The following is a 15782-nucleotide window of genomic DNA, read 5'->3' on the forward strand; positions in this document are numbered from 1 at the left end:
ACTCAAATCTTCCTTTAATATAATCTAGCATAAAATTGAAAAAAACTAGGTCACATTTTTATACTCATGATAATACATAGAATACAAATCATTTAATGTCACTTTTCCAAATGCAAAATCCACTACATTTCTCTCCACTAAAAAAGATGTAAGCGAACTTAATAAAGCGGCTTCAGAGCTTGGTAAATGAATTAATGTGATTCCATTTGTAAGAGTTTGAAGTTTGATGTTTGGAAACAGCTCATACAACTGTTTTTCAGTAGGATGCTCCATATTTTTTACGCGAATTGTTTTAATATGTGCTTGACTGAAACCTTCTATTATTTCATTGGTATCCACTAGTTTTCCTTCGTTAAACAAGAAAATTCGATCTGCATATTTCTCTAAATTATCGAGTAAATGTGAGGCAATAATAATAACCTTTCCCTCCGCCTTTTTCTCTACTAATATCTTCGAAATAATTTCTACATTATTTGGATCAAGTCCGTTCATCACCTCGTCCATCATCATAATGTCCGTATCCGTCACTATTTGCATAGCAAAGCAAAGGCGCTGGCGCATACCCAGAGAATACGTGCCTGTTTTTTTATTCACATAATGCCCCATATTTAACATTTCAATGGTTTCATCTATAAGTTTTAAATCGGATTGCCACATGGTTGCAAACATTTTTAAATGTTCGCGCCCGCTTAAGTGATTATACAAGTCACTTTGGTCTGGCATCATCGACACAAAACTATGAATTTTTACTTCATTTGATTTATTCGAGTAGCATAGACCATCTTTAAATACTACTTTCCCTTTCATAGGCTTTACATAATTCATCAACACATTCATAAATGTGGATTTTCCTGTTCCATTTGGTGCAACAAGTCCAATCATTTCACCTTGCTCAAATGTCATTGAGATATCATTTAACACTTTATTTTCCGCAAATTGCACAGTAATATTTTGAATGTCAATCACCTGTGTCCCTCCTATTTTATTAGCTTATACCGTCTATTCATAACAATAAGCAGCATGAATAAAATGACGACTACAGCTAAGACTAGTAACAACTGTAATCCTAAATTGAAATCTAAATAATCGTTCATATAATAAAAATTTCGTTGTTTTGATACAATTTGTCCGACTTGAATGTACGAGGTTGGATAAATTTGAATATCCCAAAAGTAGCCAACATATCGGCTGAAATAAAACTTCTCCCCAAAAATAAGGAGTAAGCCGATGGCGACATTCATCATCTCGTTACGGAATAGGATACTGAACAATAATACAACGTTGATGATGACCATAAACCAAGTTAAAAGCAGAATGAGGGTTTGTCCTAAAAACATCCCTAAAGTCATCGGTTCAAATTTACCCTCCTGACGCCAATCGAGATGAGGAGCATACATGGGTGATGGTAAATTGAAATTTCCAAAGCCGGATTGTAAGCCTATAATAATGAACCCAGCAAAAAGTGGTACAAATAATACGAAGCTACCTAGTAGTGCAACGATCATTTTCATCAATAGCTTTTTCCAATCGCTAATAGGAAATCCTTTGATAATAGATGGATGACGGCGATCTTTTGTCACGATATCAATAGCTAAAAGTAGTACACACACAATTAAAATAACAGGTAGTAATCCCTTTAATAAACGCTCTAACGTTTGAAGGGCTGTCCGCTGTTCGAATATGTCCATGGATAATTCATACTTTGCTTCCGCGTACGTATCATAACGGGCTGCCTGCTCTAAATAAGCATAAAAGGCATCATCTTCTGCATAATCATTATTTTTTATAAAATACTTTGAGTTATAGGAGAATGAATCACTTTTGTATGTAATCGCATTCGTAAAGTAGTACCAATCACGAGTTACCTCGGCATATTTTTTTAGGTCCCCCTCCTCTAATGCTTCTAATCTTGCTTTATCTAGTGGATTAATTTGCCCAAATATCTCAACAGCATAAATGATGGCAGGATGTAGACTATATAAGTTGCGACCTTCCATCGAATTTAAAAACTCTTGCCGTGTTAAATAGCGAGCCTCAATTTCTTCATATTCGACTTGCTCAATCGGATCGTATGCGGGTGCTAATTTAAATACATAAAAAAAGGTTGCAAAAGCAAGCAAAAAATAGATGGCTAAGTTTTTCTTATTCGTAAAAAATTGTTTGAATTCAAATTTGAAATAACTCCACATGCTTATGAGTACCTCCCCTATGCCCTTTTGATTTTCCCTGTTGAGAAAAACGTTTTAATAGTGAACAACATTAAAATAATACAGATAAACAAAATAAGTAAGCCAAGATTCATCGTAATCTCAACAGGCTGTGCTAAATCAACTGGTACGCCTCCTAAAATATCATTGAAGTTCATGAAATTAAAAGGATTATAGGGAAATACACTAATTAGTGATGGAAAAATCATCGGTAAAAAGAACAAAATAAAGTGTATAAATAATGTTAAATACATATTTTTCAGTAACACATTTAATATAATCGACAATAGCATGACGAAAATGGAAATGACGAACATATAGCCAAGGCTCATCGCGATATATTGGATAGAAGAGATTAATACAGCATCTCCTACGTATATGCCTACTGGATCTTGTGGGTTACCAAGTCCATTTAATACCCACAATGGACTGGCGCAAATAAAAATGAGTAAAAAGCTTGTGATGATGGTGAACAAAGAAATCATACATTTGGATAAAATATAAGAATCAAAACGAACAGGAAAGCCTTGAATTAAACTAGAATGCTCAAAATCATCTAGCAAAATAGAACTTGTTTGGAAGCTAATAAATATGTACCAGCCTGCACCTACGTAACTAAAGAAAAATAATAAGAAAGGTATGTATTGAAATAAGTCAGTTATTTTATCCCTTCCCGCATCATTCATCCATTTAAAATAAAGATAGTCCATCGAATTTTGTAATTTAGAGGGTAATAATTCTGCGATATCATGGTATCCTTCTAATTGGAATGCCTCTTGTCTTAATTCAGCAAGCTGAAGTGACGCCTCATAATACATGGATTGTCTGTCCATCGTTAATGTGGCTATTTGCAATGCAATCTTACTTTTTTGCTTCGTTAAATTTTTAAATATATCGCTGCCATCACCTGTTTCCGAGGCATCCTTCACCTGAAACTTTGATAGTATGGCCTGTGTTGAATAATAATCACCCTTTTTTTCAATAAGCTGATTACCAACGGCTTGCGCCTTTATATAAAACATAAAGCCAAAAACGATTAATACAACAGCTATTAGTGCAACTAAATTTCGTCGATTCGCTCGCTCTATCACTAGACCTACTTTTAATGCTTTTAACACGGTCATCCTCCTAGCTTCTTCAATGTGAAAGTCTTTAGATTACTATGATAATGCTTTGTGGATATTTTTTCAATTTTTTGTATATTAAAGGTTTAGAATATTACGAATAAAAAGACTAACGATTTTGGAGGAATAGCAAAATAATAATAAGATACTATATAATTTAGTTCCTTTTTAATAACTAAACTATTAAACCATTCAAATTTTCATGTTGCGTATTATTAGCTTTCAATTTTGTATAGTCATTATCAATGCACCGCTTTAAAAATAGTTTTTTCGTTACAGGTACATTCATCACGACAAAAGTAAAAGGACTGCTTTTGACAGTCCTTAAATGATCTACTATTAAAATGGCTTGAATGCCTAGTACCACATATATTTCTGGAACCCTATCTTTTCTACAATAGCCACAGCAGGCTTGTTCATAGCCCTACAATGCGAATAGGCCATCCAATTCTTCTTTAAACATTCTTGAACATCATGGTATGCGAGTTTGAGCAGGTTTTTCTTGGTGAAACTCTATTATTTCGATATCTATGCCATGTTTATTAGCAGCAACAAAGCCTGAAATACACGTTCTACAATGTTATTTATCTCCCACCACTAACATTTATAATTTCACCAAGAATATAATTGGAGGCATCAGAAGTGAGGAAGGCAATTACTTCTGCTATTTCCTCAGGGGTTGCAGGCCGTTTAATAGGTACAGTTGAAGTCATACGCTCGAGACGATTATCGCCAGGAGCAAATTTATTGTGAAAAGGTGTTTCTACCATTCCTGGCGCTACCCCATTTACAATAATCCCATAGTCAATTAGCTCTCGTGACATACCAATCGTCATTGTATTTATCGCTCCTTTAGCAGATGCATAATGAATACTTTCTCCCGCTCCTCCAATTCGTGCAGCCGCCGAAGAGATATTGATAATTTTTCCGGATTTTTTAGGAATCATATACTTTAATACAGCTTGGGAACATAAGAGAACACTAGTAACATTTAAGTTGAACGTTTCTTCCAATAGTCTTTCACTTATATCCATAAATGTACTTTGTTGGATACCTCCTCCAGCGTTATTAACTAAAACATCAATCGCACCAAAGGAGGAAATAGCTTGGTCAACCATTGCATTCACTTCTTCTTTATTCGTAACATCAGCTTGAATGGCCATAGCCTCTCCATCCTTTTCTTGAATACGTTGGACAGTTTCCATGGCCCCATTCACATTTGTATGATAATGAATAATTACTTTAGCGCCTTTAGATGCCATCAGCTCTGCGGTAGCAAGCCCAATACCGGAGCTTGCGCCTGTGATGAGAACAACCTGTCCTAATAAGTTCTGCATAGCTTCTCTCCTAACAAATGTTTACAATAGTTATTCTCCTTTTCTATGGTAAACCCTTTTAAAGAAGCTTCGATATACATGTTTAACTATCGCTATTATGTTGGATTGTTGCGGGGATTAAATCCTTGCTTATTTAGTCCATGTCTTGTGAAAAAGATTTTAATTGAAAGGTATCTGAATAGATTTAATTTCAGCTAAAGTTCAAATCTATTAGCTAATCATATAATAAAATGCTTTTCTTAATAAAGAACATGATTAAGTGTAACCAAAAAAATGAATGTACGCTAAAAAGAACGGAAGTCAGTTCCTTTAGCGTGCATTCATTTTACCAATGTGGGTATAAATTTTGGTTACTTATTTTAAAGATTAAACGGCCTGTTCTAACATGGCTTCTAATTCACTTTTGTTAAATTGATACGTTTCATTACAGAAGTGACATTGTGTTTCTGCTTGACCATCTGTTTCAATCATATCTTGGAGTTCTGCGCTTCCTAAGCTAACTAGCACTTTAGTAGAGCGATCTTTTGAGCAAGTACATTGGAATAGTACTTCTTGTGTTTCGAGAATTTTTACATTCCCCTCTCCTACAACCATAGTTAGAATTTCTTCCGGTGTTAGGCCATCACGTACCATTGCTGAAATGGTAGGAATACTGTCCAAACGCTTTTCAATTTCTTCAATAATTTCTACTGCTGTACCAGGTAATGCTTGAATAATAAAGCCGCCTGCTGCTTGGATTGTATTATCAGGGTTCACGATCACTCCTACCCCCACTGAAGAAGGAATTTGTTCTGACTGTGCTAAATAGTATGTGAAATCTTCCCCTAACTCCCCTGAAATAATAGGTACTTGTCCTACAAAGGGTTGTTGTAGACCAATATCCTTTGAAATCGTTACCATACCATCTGTTCCTACGGCTCTTCTAACATCTAATTTGCCAATACTGTTGAGGGGGAAATGTGTTTGCGGATTCGTAACATATCCTCGTACTTTTCCATTCGCGTTAGCGTCTACAAGGATTGTACCTAAATCGCCTCCACCATTGATTCGAATGGTTAATTTATCTTCATTGTTTAACATAGAACCAAGCATCACGCCGAAAGTCATTGAACGTCCTAACGCTGCTGATGCAGTCGGCCATGTATAGTGACGATGTTGTGCTTCACCTACTGTATCGACTGTCCTTGCTGCTATTATTCGAACCTGTCCGTTATAGGCTAAACCTTTTACTAAATAATCCTTCATTATTATCTCTCTTTTCTTCATTTTATTAAAAGATGAATCTGCATCATACATCATCGCCTTTTTACGCCACAAGCCCAACAATTTGCCCATCGACGATTCAATAATCTAATGATTGTGTTATACATGTCACAAAGACCTCAGTTGCGTATCATGCGAGTGCCGTCTGTAAAAATACATGTTGTCATTTCTCTTTTATTGGCATGGGCTTCTGTTTCTACATAGCCAATAAACAGCCTACGTATTGTAAAGCACATAGTGGGAAAAATTCGTTGGTCCAAGAGTCCTTTATTTCACTATGTCTAATATACATCTACGTGTTGAGAGGACAAATTCTATACAAATAGTTCAATTATGAACTATTAGAGGGAATAAAAGTTAGAACATAGCTGCTCTAACTCAAATTACCTAACACTTTTTGAAGTAGAGTAAAAGAAGTAGCTTTCTCCTCCTCACTAAATCCATGAAACATTTTGGTTGTCAGATGATCAAAGATTTCTTCAAAATATTTCTGGACCTCCAGTGCTTTTTTAGTTGCAACCACATACATGACTCGTTTGTCCTGGCTATGTCCCTCTTTTACAAGATAGCCTGACTTGACTAAACGGAGAATCATTTCAGTAATCGTTGATTTTTGTTTTTGCATTGTATCACAAATACATTTTATTTGTATGCGTCCCCCATTTTTGTACACAACGTATAACAGCATGAAATGGCTTGGGGCTAAGTCCGTATAGCCTAATCGTTTTAACTCTTGTTTTAATTCATCTTGTACTGCGGTAGAAATTATGGAGTTAAATAAAATTGCTTCATGTGCTTGTATCTCTGCCATTCATATCACCGCCTTTAGAATAGTTCAATTTTGAAGTTATTTCAACTTATATACTCATTTTTCCACAATGATTTTCGGTAGCCATTTAGTAGCTAGATGTAAGTTATGATTGATAATAGATGTAGAACACTTTAATGGTTATCTGACATCTAGCGTGGTGATTTCGCAGAAAAACCTATGAAGGTACAAATTCATGGCCGTGTTTATTGGTAGCGAATATGTAAAAAAAACCACCTACTATTTCAGATGTAAGTGGTTGTATGTCAATAAATTATAATTTAACTTTTACTACTGTACCATCCTGTGCTTTGACATCAACTAGCACGATGCCTTTATAATGCTTGAGCTCCTGGACAATGGGCTTGAGTGTTTTTTTGTCTAGTGGCGGCAAAGTAAAGTTCAGTTTTTTTCTTTCAAAGTATTCTTTTGTCCATTTGTTTATATTCCGCTGAAATAATGGTGAAGACAAAATGGAAATAACAATATTTAACATAGCATATGGGATTGGGATGGTAAGCCGAACATCCTTTGTTTTCACTTTGACATGTATCATCAGTCACTAGTCAATGAACACAGAAACGGAATCCCCGTTTGCCGATTTAATATCAACGATTTGGCCATCTAATTCGTTTTCGATGGCTTCCATTATAAGATTAATATCTAGATCTTTCACGTATTTTTCCGATTGAGGAATACTAGCTGCGATACTATGTCCAGCCATTAATACCACCTTGACCAGCTTGATAGGTAAATTGACTGTTACGTTATCATTTTCAGTTGAGACAATACGAACTTTTAAAGTTTTATCTAAATACTTAGCTGGTTTATCTATTAGCTTATTTCCTGCTTCATCTTTCTCTTGCAGTACTTGAATAAGTTCTGAACCTTTTTCTGCATCGATTTTTCCTTCCTGAACCATCGTTAACACTCGTGCAATTTCCTCTTTCATGATCATTTCCTCCTATTCCTCTTTTAAAAGCTTAATGGCTTCTTCCGCTGTGATTTCACCCTTTTCTAGCAGCGTAACAACATTTTTCTCGTCTACTTCATTTTTCTTCTTCTTCTCCACATGTCCGAGAGATGAAATAATATCTGTTAGCTTTCCTCGAACTGTTGGATATGAAATCCCAAGTTCTTTTTCAACATCTTTAATATTCCCTCTACAAGTTAAAAATACTTCCACAAAATGAAGCTGATCCTTTGATAAGGAGGCCAGTTTCGATAATTCAAACTCATTTTCGATTGTAGTGTGGCAATGAGAGCACTGCAACTTTGTAATTTTCAATGTTTGACTGCAAACAGGACAATTTGTGATTACTTGATAGGCCATAATGAAATTCCTTTCTTTAGGTTGATTTGATTATATAACAAAGAATTTAAAAAATAAATAATTAAGTTTAATTATTTATCCAAAAAAATTAAAAATATTAATATGTAGTTTAAAATAATTAATTTTTACAAAAAACGTTAATATAAAGTGAAGAGACGATATAGAAATGGAGTATGTAGGGGCAATATGGGAAAACAAAAATTCGCCTTCGTTCATCGATTTCAATCCAAGATACTGAAATAGTAGTAGTAAAGTAGGCACTTAACCCAATTTTAAGTGCTTGCCACCGATAGAAGGTTAGAAAGTGACAAGAAAATTTCCCCATATCCAAGGGAGATATATCCCCCATGTACGGCGGATTTGGGCGTAATCCTTTAAATAGAGTGGTTTTCCCAGCATATGAATTGGAAGGATTTCCACCATACAAGTATCCTCGCTAGGTATTATTGTTCAAATTGATTTTTGTATAAAAATAGCAGCATCCATACAAACTGATAAAAACATTTACTTCGTTAACCCCATAAGGAAAAAATGAAGGGAGTATTATTAGATGCCATTTGTCACCGTGTTTGGAGGAAAAACTTTTGAAGTTGAGGAAGGAAAAAAACTAGTGCTAGCACTTGAGGAAAATGGGATAGAAATTTATCATCAATGTGGCGGAAAAGCTAAATGTACCACTTGTAGAGTGGAGGTTTTAGCTGGTGAGTATAAAGATATTTCAAAAGTAGAAAAAACAGCCTTCGCTTTAAAAAATATAGATGAGAATTTATATGACGACTGCTTACGACTATCTTGTCAAATCCGTGTCATTAGTGATATTACTGTTCGCCCCATTCTAACTTCTGAAAATACAAAGGGCAATAGAGGACCAAGACCAGCAGAATAATCCTTAATGTTAAAGAAACGCGGAGGCTAAACCCGCGTTTTTGTTCTTAATATTTATGTTTTAATAGTATTCCAAGGCTAATGATTGTATTTATATGATGGAAATTTTCTTAAAATACACTGCGTACTAATCCACCATCAATCCTTAATGCAGAGCCATTGATGGCAGATGACAGTGGACTACATAAAAACGTGACGAAATTAGCAATTTCCTCTGGGCGAATAAGTCATTGTATAATAGAAGTTGGTCGATTCTCCTTCATAAAGCGCGCTTCAGCTTCTACCATTGTCAAACTTTCATGATATGGAGTCGTTCTATTAGCTGATTTCTACTGACTCCGTACCCCCACCCGAATAGGGATAGGTATTTTCTTGCGATTAAAAATCTGTTTTTATGAAGGAATTTGCTTATATCATCCAATAAGGTCCTTTTATATGATACTTTTATAGAGGAATTCCCCTAGTAAATATACGGGGTTAAAAAAATAGGAGTTCAATGATGATGATTGCAAGAGAAACATTAGAAAGAAATCAGATTTCCCTGTATGTATTCGTTTTATTGTTGGCAGGAGGTATAGGGTTATTCGCCCCTGAGATGGGCATCCATTTAGACATTACCATTTCATTTGTCATAGCTATTTTAATGTATAGCATGTTTTCACAAATTCCTTTTACTACATTAAAAGAATCCTTTTCTAACCGTCGTTTTTTGGGAGCTCTGCTAACGGTCAACTATATAGCGGTACCCATTGTTGTTTGGCTACTAACTTTGTTTTTACCAAACCACCCGCCTTTATTACTCGGTGTCTATTTAGTATTACTGACACCTTGCATTGATTATGTCATTGTTTTTACAGCACTTGGTGGTGGTAATGAAAAAGCTATGCTGATTTCCACACCTATTCTTTTCATTACCCAAATGCTATTACTCCCCTTCTATTTGTGGTTATTCATTGGTCATGAAGCATCGGAAATAGTTGAAAAAGGTCCTTTCCTAGAGGCATTTTTAGAGCTGATCGTCATCCCATTAGTCATTGCTATTATTTTTCAACTACTAGCTAAAAAATCAATAATTGGTCAAAAAATTATTCATTTTTCTGCATGGCTACCTGTTCCGTTTATGGCGTTAACATTGTTTGTTGTTGTAGCTTCACAAATTGGAAAACTATCGTCGTCCATTGATTTGATTGTAAAGGTCATTCCAATTTATATTGCCTTTATGCTTATCATGCCATTTATTTCAAAACACATCGGCAAACGATTCAAACTTGATCTTGCATCTGGTCGAGCTTTAATTTTTAGTGGTTCAACACGCAATTCACTTGTCGTTCTGCCCTTGGCCTTATCTTTACCGGATTCAATTCATACAGTTGTGGTTGCTATTATCGTTACACAAACGATTGTCGAAATTATAGGAGAAATCATGTACATTCGTATTGTGCCTCATTTACTGTTACGCAAACAATAGGCTGATTTGTCATTCATGAAAAAATTTGGTACAATGAATATACAATTATGAGAGGACTGATGGATGAACAATGATGAACTAATCTATATTTTAAGTTGAAATCAATTACTTCAAACTACAAAATATAGGATTAGTCTGTCCATTTTTATTCATCAGTTTATACTTTATTTGTCATTTTCCTATGGCAAAAAGGTCCTTTATTATTACCTGTAACCGACTAATCCTTCCAATGAAATTGGGGGGATTTTTTTATTCTCTCATAGTTACATCAAAATTCAAAAAAGGAGTGTGGAAAATGAGCGATTTAGACACAATTGTTACACATGTAAATCTCCGTATAAGTCGTTAATATCCATCCTACTTATGCGGAGACATGAACACCAGATGGATATGCCGACTTTGTATATAAGAAAGAAAAACGTGTTGCTATACAAAGGAGGAATTATCATGTCAATGATACAAGTTCAAAATTTAACATTTTCCTATCCAGGTAGCTTTGATCCTATTTTTGAAGGTGTTAACTTTCAATTAGATACGGATTGGAAACTAGGATTTATCGGTAGAAATGGTCGAGGGAAGACAACATTCTTTCATTTATTATTAGGGCATTATGAGTATAGTGGGAAAATTAATGCTTCGGTAGACTTTACTTATTTCCCCTACCCTGTTGCTGATCGAAACAAATTTACGTATGAAATATTTGAGGAGATTTGCCCGCATGCAGAGGATTGGGAGTATCTTCGCGAAATATCGTATCTACATGTAGATGCGGAGGTCATGTACCGACCCTTTAATACATTATCGAACGGAGAACAAACGAAGGTATTGCTTGCTGCCCTTTTCTTGACGGAGGGCCAATTTCTATTAATTGATGAGCCGACTAACCATCTAGATACAGATGCGCGAAAAATGGTTGCTAACTATTTGAAGAAGAAAAAAGGATTTATTTTGATTTCGCATGATAGAACGTTTTTAGATGGCTGTGTGGACCATATCCTATCCATTAATCGAGCAAATATTGACGTTCAAAGTGGTAACTATTCTTCATGGAAGTTAAATTTTGATAGACAGCAGGAGCACGAGGAAGCAACAAACCATCGTCTACAAAAGGATATAGAAAGATTAAAACATTCCTCGAAGCGTTCAGCAGGCTGGTCCAACCAAGTCGAGGCTTCCAAAAATGGGACGACGAATTCAGGTTCTAAGCTAGATAAAGGCTTTGTCGGACATAAGGCGGCTAAGATGATGAAGAGAGCGAAGCACATTGAATCAAGACAACAAAAAGCGATTGATGAAAAATCAAAATTGCTAAAAAATGTAGAAAAGACGGAGTCATTAAAATTAGAGCCATTGACGTTTCAGTCAAAGCAACTAATGACGTTGACCGATGTATCTGTTCGATATGATGACCAAATGATTAATCAGCCATTAAGCTTTAAAGTTGAGCAAGGTGATCGTATTGTCCTTGATGGAAAAAATGGAAGCGGAAAAAGTAGTATTTTAAAACTCATTCTTGGAAACGACATACAGCATACGGGCAACATTCATGTAGGCTCGGGTCTCATAATATCCTATGTTCAACAGGATACTTCCCATTTGAAGGGATCGTTATCGGATTTTATTGAAGATAACGGCATTGATGAAACATTGTTTAAATCCATCCTTCGTAAAATGGATTTTGATCGAATCCAATTTGAGAAGGATATTGCTCATTATTCAGGTGGACAAAAGAAAAAACTACTTATTGCCAAAAGTTTATGTGAGAAAGCACATTTATATATTTGGGATGAACCACTTAATTTTATAGATATCTATTCCCGTCTGCAAATTGAAGAGCTCATCCAAAGCTTTAATCCTACAATGGTGTTTGTAGAGCATGACCAGGCATTTCAGCAAACCGTGGCAACCAAAATTATTTCTATGTAGCTAAGTAGGAAACTATAAAAACTGAACGTTTGTAAATCAATAGCTCTCTAAGCGTATCTCCCTAATAAAAAGACAAAATCCCAAGGAAAAGATGATACATATTTTTCCTTGGGATTCTCTATAGCCTTATACTTATTATATTTGCACCAGCTGCAAAGCCTTCTTAACATCGTGAATATCTTTTGTTAAAACACTCTTCACATTCGATCCAAACCATTCCAGTGAGGCATTTATCTCCATGGTTGAATCTACTTCCGCTAGGAATTCTCCATAATCAATGACTCCTTCAAATAATGGAACCATCCCTTCTCTAGACCCTGATGCAGCATACACATTATGTGGTGCAAAAACATCAAGTTGTGTACGGGAGGCAATATTTTTAAAGTGGAAATGTAAAATATAAGGACGAAGTTGCTCCATAGCGATAATAGGGTTTATCCCTGATTCCCATACATGTAATACGTCAAAATTTACTCGTAGCCTTGGGTGATTCGTTTCTTCGAGTAGCTGCATGGTTGATGGTAAATTATCTGTCAAAGTGTTCGGATGAGTTTCAACAAGTAAATATTGTCCCTTTGACTCAAGATAATCACAGAGCAATTCTAGTCTGAAAGTAAGTTCCTCTCTTTCTTTCTTACTTGTGTCTGAGCTGCCCTTCTTTCCGACAAATGTACGAATCTTATTGGTTCCCCAGCGTTCCGCAAGTGCAGATAACCTCTCCGTTTCAGCCATCATCTCAGAAATAGGAGCATCTAATGGTAAATAATCACTAAGCATGCTCGTTTCCAAACCGAAGGATCTTAACCAATCCGCTCCATAATGAAGGTCATCAGCCAAGTTCTTTGCATGAACACCCCAGAGCTCGATCCCCTGAAAGCCTTGAGCTTTGGCAAAGTCAGCCAATTGATCTATTGAGTGAAGATAGTGGCGAAACGAAATTGTACAAATAGATAGTTTCATAACTGGACCTCTTTCTTATGCTGTAGTGTTAACCATGCTTGAAAACATTCATGTAATCCTTGCTTTATGTTGAACTCAAGGATATTTTGTTTTGCTAACTTCGCAAAAATATCTTCTGTTACTAGCGGGTCTTGCGTCATCGCAAGTTTCATCACCCGATACTGAATCGTAGTATAGCCATTCACTAAACGCTCAATATCATCACACCATTTATCAAAGCCTTCTTCAGCGCGGCCAAGTGCTTCCCAAAAAAATGCAAACGCATGCTCATATGCATACTTTCTAATCGCTATAACTGGCAATTGTTTTATTGCAGCTGGAAGTTTTGATATACTTTCTTTGTCATTCCCAGCAGTATGCTCTTTAATAATTTCAGCAATGGTATCTGTCAATGGATTACAATGAAGCTTAATACATGTATTAAAATAGGCTTCCACCGTCTCGGTAGTTGGAGCAATGATTGTCTCCGAATCAAAGTAATAGCCTCCTCCTACAGATGGCTCTTGGATAGCAGCTAAAATTCTTTCCTTCGGTAATAACCCTTCCCAGCGAAAATCAGGATCATACATGAACCACTCTTCTTCATTTTCTGTCGATTCTAGCATCACATAATGAGGGAATGGACTTTGATGAAATTTATTCTCTCGTTCTGGAAGCTTCGATAAATCTAACATTACCATTACATGTTGCTGGGGAGATTTATGCGCTAATAACCCTAGTAGCTTGTTGATATTTTCTTGTTTGGTTTGTTTTTCGTCATACCATTTGTAAAGCTTGATGCCATAGAGCATTTCATACCATGTTTGAAAGAAATAATGATCTATTTGTTCAGAATGGTATGTGAGCACACCATTATCAAGTACATCGAAATCTGCATCCCATACCCCAAAATAGTAAGGCCTATGATCGACACCCTTTGTCTTCTTAATAACCTCACAAACACAGCTTACAAAACAATGAACTTTTATCATTTTTAGCCTCCGATTAATCTATCTTTTGCTGTTCTTCTAAGAAGCTTGCTAGAGTCCCTACTGTTTTGAAATCTTTCGGAACGAGCCCCTCATCGGGAATGGAAATGCCAAGATCCAATTCTATATGAAGGATGAGTTGAAGAACCATAATTGAATCCATATATAAATCCTCATTTAATCGGGCATCTTCATTAAAAGAAGACAGTGTCTGCAACTCTAATGAATTTTCCATAATATCATAGATGCTCTTAATCAATTGTTGCCGACTCATACAGGGATGCCTCCAAGTTTTTTTCTACTTACTTTTCCATTAGGTAGCTTTTCGATTTCATGAACAAATATGAACTCAATCGGAATTTGATGGGGGGCAAGAAATTTCCGGCACCATTCTCTAAGTTCTATAGTATCGATTGGTTCAGAAGACACATAGAGTGCGCAAACTCGCTCTCCTGATAAACTATCCTGTTTCTTATATACGACGGCTTCTGTTATTCTTGGCTCATCCATTAACACGCTTTCTACTTCTTGCGGATACACATTCAAGCCTGCTACATTAATTGTGTCATCGATTCTTGCAAGAAAAGAAAGAATATTATGTTCTATATAGCCAAGGTCTTTCGTATAAATCGTTTGTGTAGACGTTTCAATGATAATCTCGCTAGGTCTTTGTTTGTCACCAGCTGTCACCTTTACATGAGGTAGAGGATATCCCATCTCTTTTGGATCTTCCACATGAGGGTGAATCGCAACACAGCCAGATTCGGAGCATCCATACTGCTGTAGTACTTGGTTAGATTTTTCTCTTAATGATGTTAACCAGCTATGTGGCATCACAGTTCCTGACGTCATCACACGATCAAATTGTTGATCAATTGGTAATAATCGGCTTAATGTATACAGTAACGCTGGAGCTCCATAGAGTATGTGCTGAGGATGTTCTTTTAGCTTTTTCAATATATATTTAGGATTACTATTCGTAATAATAACCGGCTTTGCTCCTCTTCTTATGCAGGCTAGAACCCCACAAATAAATCCATAAGAATGAGTAACTGGACAAGCAACAACAGAATTTGTCATGGCATCAACAGGTAACGCTTTTACATAACTTTCAATCTCCTCCTCCACTGAGCTCCACGTTCGTTCAATGCACTTCGGAGCTCCTGTTGTACCTGAGCTCATTTGAACCAATACCCCTTCTTGGTTATTGGAATGATTGGATAGTTCAATAAACGTATCAATCGATTGGAACAACAACAGATGACTACCCGCAGTAGAAGCAATCCTTATGGCCCCCTCTTTGGGCGTAGCCTGATGGATTGGGACAACTGATCCTCCATTTTCACGAATGTATAAACAAAGAGTCATATATTGAAAAACATCATCCGTACAAATCGCTATCCTGCGATTGCTACACTCCTTTAGATGAGATAAGCCTTCATATATATCAAATTGTTTTTCAATATTTTCTACTGTATAAAATTGATCGTTAACATAAAACAT

At 35.9% G+C, this 15782-nt stretch carries 16 protein-coding genes and 1 pseudogene; 3 read left to right on the forward strand and 14 right to left on the reverse strand.

Going from position 1 to position 15782, the window contains the following annotated elements:
- Nucleotides 1-45 precede the first annotated feature (45 nt).
- The 9 genes from AC3CH7_RS17150 to AC3CH7_RS17190 all read right to left on the reverse strand — a co-directional run bounded on the left by AC3CH7_RS17150 (nucleotide 46) and on the right by AC3CH7_RS17190 (nucleotide 8072).
- Complete coding sequence (locus tag AC3CH7_RS17150; RefSeq protein ID WP_447402307.1) at nucleotides 46-966, reverse strand: ABC transporter ATP-binding protein; 921 nt, start codon at nucleotides 964-966, stop codon at nucleotides 46-48.
- A gap of 11 nt (nucleotides 967-977) precedes the next feature.
- Nucleotides 978-2189: an ABC transporter permease gene (locus AC3CH7_RS17155; RefSeq protein WP_012294557.1), complete on the reverse strand. Its 1212-nt coding sequence runs from the start codon at nucleotides 2187-2189 to the stop codon at nucleotides 978-980.
- A gap of 17 nt (nucleotides 2190-2206) precedes the next feature.
- Nucleotides 2207-3331, reverse strand: coding sequence for an ABC transporter (locus AC3CH7_RS17160; RefSeq protein ID WP_447402308.1), 1125 nt, complete (start codon nucleotides 3329-3331; stop codon nucleotides 2207-2209).
- Between the two features lie 584 nt (nucleotides 3332-3915).
- A complete protein-coding gene (locus tag AC3CH7_RS17165) occupies nucleotides 3916-4668 on the reverse strand; it encodes an SDR family NAD(P)-dependent oxidoreductase (protein ID WP_207889104.1) in 753 nt (250 codons plus the stop codon).
- Nucleotides 4669-5034: 366 nt separating this feature from the next.
- Nucleotides 5035-5913, reverse strand: coding sequence for an Hsp33 family molecular chaperone HslO (gene hslO / locus AC3CH7_RS17170; RefSeq protein ID WP_031415980.1), 879 nt, complete (start codon nucleotides 5911-5913; stop codon nucleotides 5035-5037).
- A 391-nt stretch (nucleotides 5914-6304) separates the two neighbouring features.
- Nucleotides 6305-6742, reverse strand: coding sequence for a MarR family winged helix-turn-helix transcriptional regulator (locus tag AC3CH7_RS17175; RefSeq protein WP_012294563.1), 438 nt, complete (start codon nucleotides 6740-6742; stop codon nucleotides 6305-6307).
- A gap of 271 nt (nucleotides 6743-7013) precedes the next feature.
- Nucleotides 7014-7295 carry a hypothetical protein gene (locus AC3CH7_RS17180; RefSeq protein ID WP_031415983.1) on the reverse strand — a complete coding sequence of 94 codons (282 nt, stop codon included), beginning with the start codon at nucleotides 7293-7295 and terminating at the stop codon, nucleotides 7014-7016.
- A gap of 6 nt (nucleotides 7296-7301) precedes the next feature.
- A complete protein-coding gene (locus tag AC3CH7_RS17185; protein WP_197223921.1) occupies nucleotides 7302-7691 on the reverse strand; it encodes an SHOCT-like domain-containing protein in 390 nt (129 codons plus the stop codon).
- A gap of 12 nt (nucleotides 7692-7703) precedes the next feature.
- A complete protein-coding gene (locus AC3CH7_RS17190) occupies nucleotides 7704-8072 on the reverse strand; it encodes a DUF2089 domain-containing protein (protein ID WP_031415985.1) in 369 nt (122 codons plus the stop codon).
- A 550-nt stretch (nucleotides 8073-8622) separates the two neighbouring features.
- Between AC3CH7_RS17190 and AC3CH7_RS17195 the strand changes: the two genes are divergently transcribed.
- Nucleotides 8623-8958 (forward strand): 2Fe-2S iron-sulfur cluster-binding protein, encoded by a 336-nt coding sequence (locus tag AC3CH7_RS17195; RefSeq protein WP_031415986.1) that lies wholly within the window; start codon nucleotides 8623-8625, stop codon nucleotides 8956-8958.
- 109 nt (nucleotides 8959-9067) lie between these two features.
- On the opposite strand, the pseudogene AC3CH7_RS17200 reads toward AC3CH7_RS17195, so the two are convergent.
- Nucleotides 9068-9256 (reverse strand): annotated as a pseudogene (locus AC3CH7_RS17200) (SDR family oxidoreductase); the annotation flags it as partial.
- Nucleotides 9257-9459: 203 nt separating this feature from the next.
- Between AC3CH7_RS17200 and AC3CH7_RS17205 the strand changes: the two are divergent.
- Both AC3CH7_RS17205 and AC3CH7_RS17210 read left to right on the forward strand, forming a co-directional pair.
- Nucleotides 9460-10425: an arsenic resistance protein gene (locus tag AC3CH7_RS17205; RefSeq protein WP_488381788.1), complete on the forward strand. Its 966-nt coding sequence runs from the start codon at nucleotides 9460-9462 to the stop codon at nucleotides 10423-10425.
- Between the two features lie 447 nt (nucleotides 10426-10872).
- The gene (locus AC3CH7_RS17210; RefSeq protein ID WP_488381670.1) at nucleotides 10873-12351 is read left to right on the forward strand and encodes an Lsa family ABC-F type ribosomal protection protein; all 1479 of its coding nucleotides are present in this window, start codon (nucleotides 10873-10875) and stop codon (nucleotides 12349-12351) included.
- Nucleotides 12352-12486: 135 nt separating this feature from the next.
- Here AC3CH7_RS17210 and AC3CH7_RS17215 read toward each other — a convergent pair whose 3' ends face one another.
- The 4 genes from AC3CH7_RS17215 to AC3CH7_RS17230 are packed head-to-tail and all read right to left on the reverse strand — an operon-like array spanning nucleotide 12487 to nucleotide 15782.
- Nucleotides 12487-13311 (reverse strand): sugar phosphate isomerase/epimerase family protein, encoded by an 825-nt coding sequence (locus tag AC3CH7_RS17215; protein ID WP_031415994.1) that lies wholly within the window; start codon nucleotides 13309-13311, stop codon nucleotides 12487-12489.
- On the reverse strand, nucleotides 13308-14282 hold the full coding sequence (locus tag AC3CH7_RS17220) for a DUF6005 family protein (RefSeq protein ID WP_488381671.1): 975 nt from the start codon (nucleotides 14280-14282) through the stop codon (nucleotides 13308-13310). The genes AC3CH7_RS17215 and AC3CH7_RS17220 overlap by 4 nt, the downstream gene beginning before the upstream one ends.
- Nucleotides 14283-14295: 13 nt before the next feature.
- Complete coding sequence (asbD, locus tag AC3CH7_RS17225) at nucleotides 14296-14553, reverse strand: petrobactin biosynthesis protein AsbD (protein ID WP_031415996.1); 258 nt, start codon at nucleotides 14551-14553, stop codon at nucleotides 14296-14298.
- Nucleotides 14550-15782 (reverse strand): AMP-binding protein, encoded by a 1233-nt coding sequence (locus tag AC3CH7_RS17230; protein WP_488381672.1) that lies wholly within the window; start codon nucleotides 15780-15782, stop codon nucleotides 14550-14552. Before AC3CH7_RS17230 ends, asbD begins: the two co-directional genes overlap by 4 nt.

Source organism: Lysinibacillus sp. F12, from assembly GCF_057773605.1.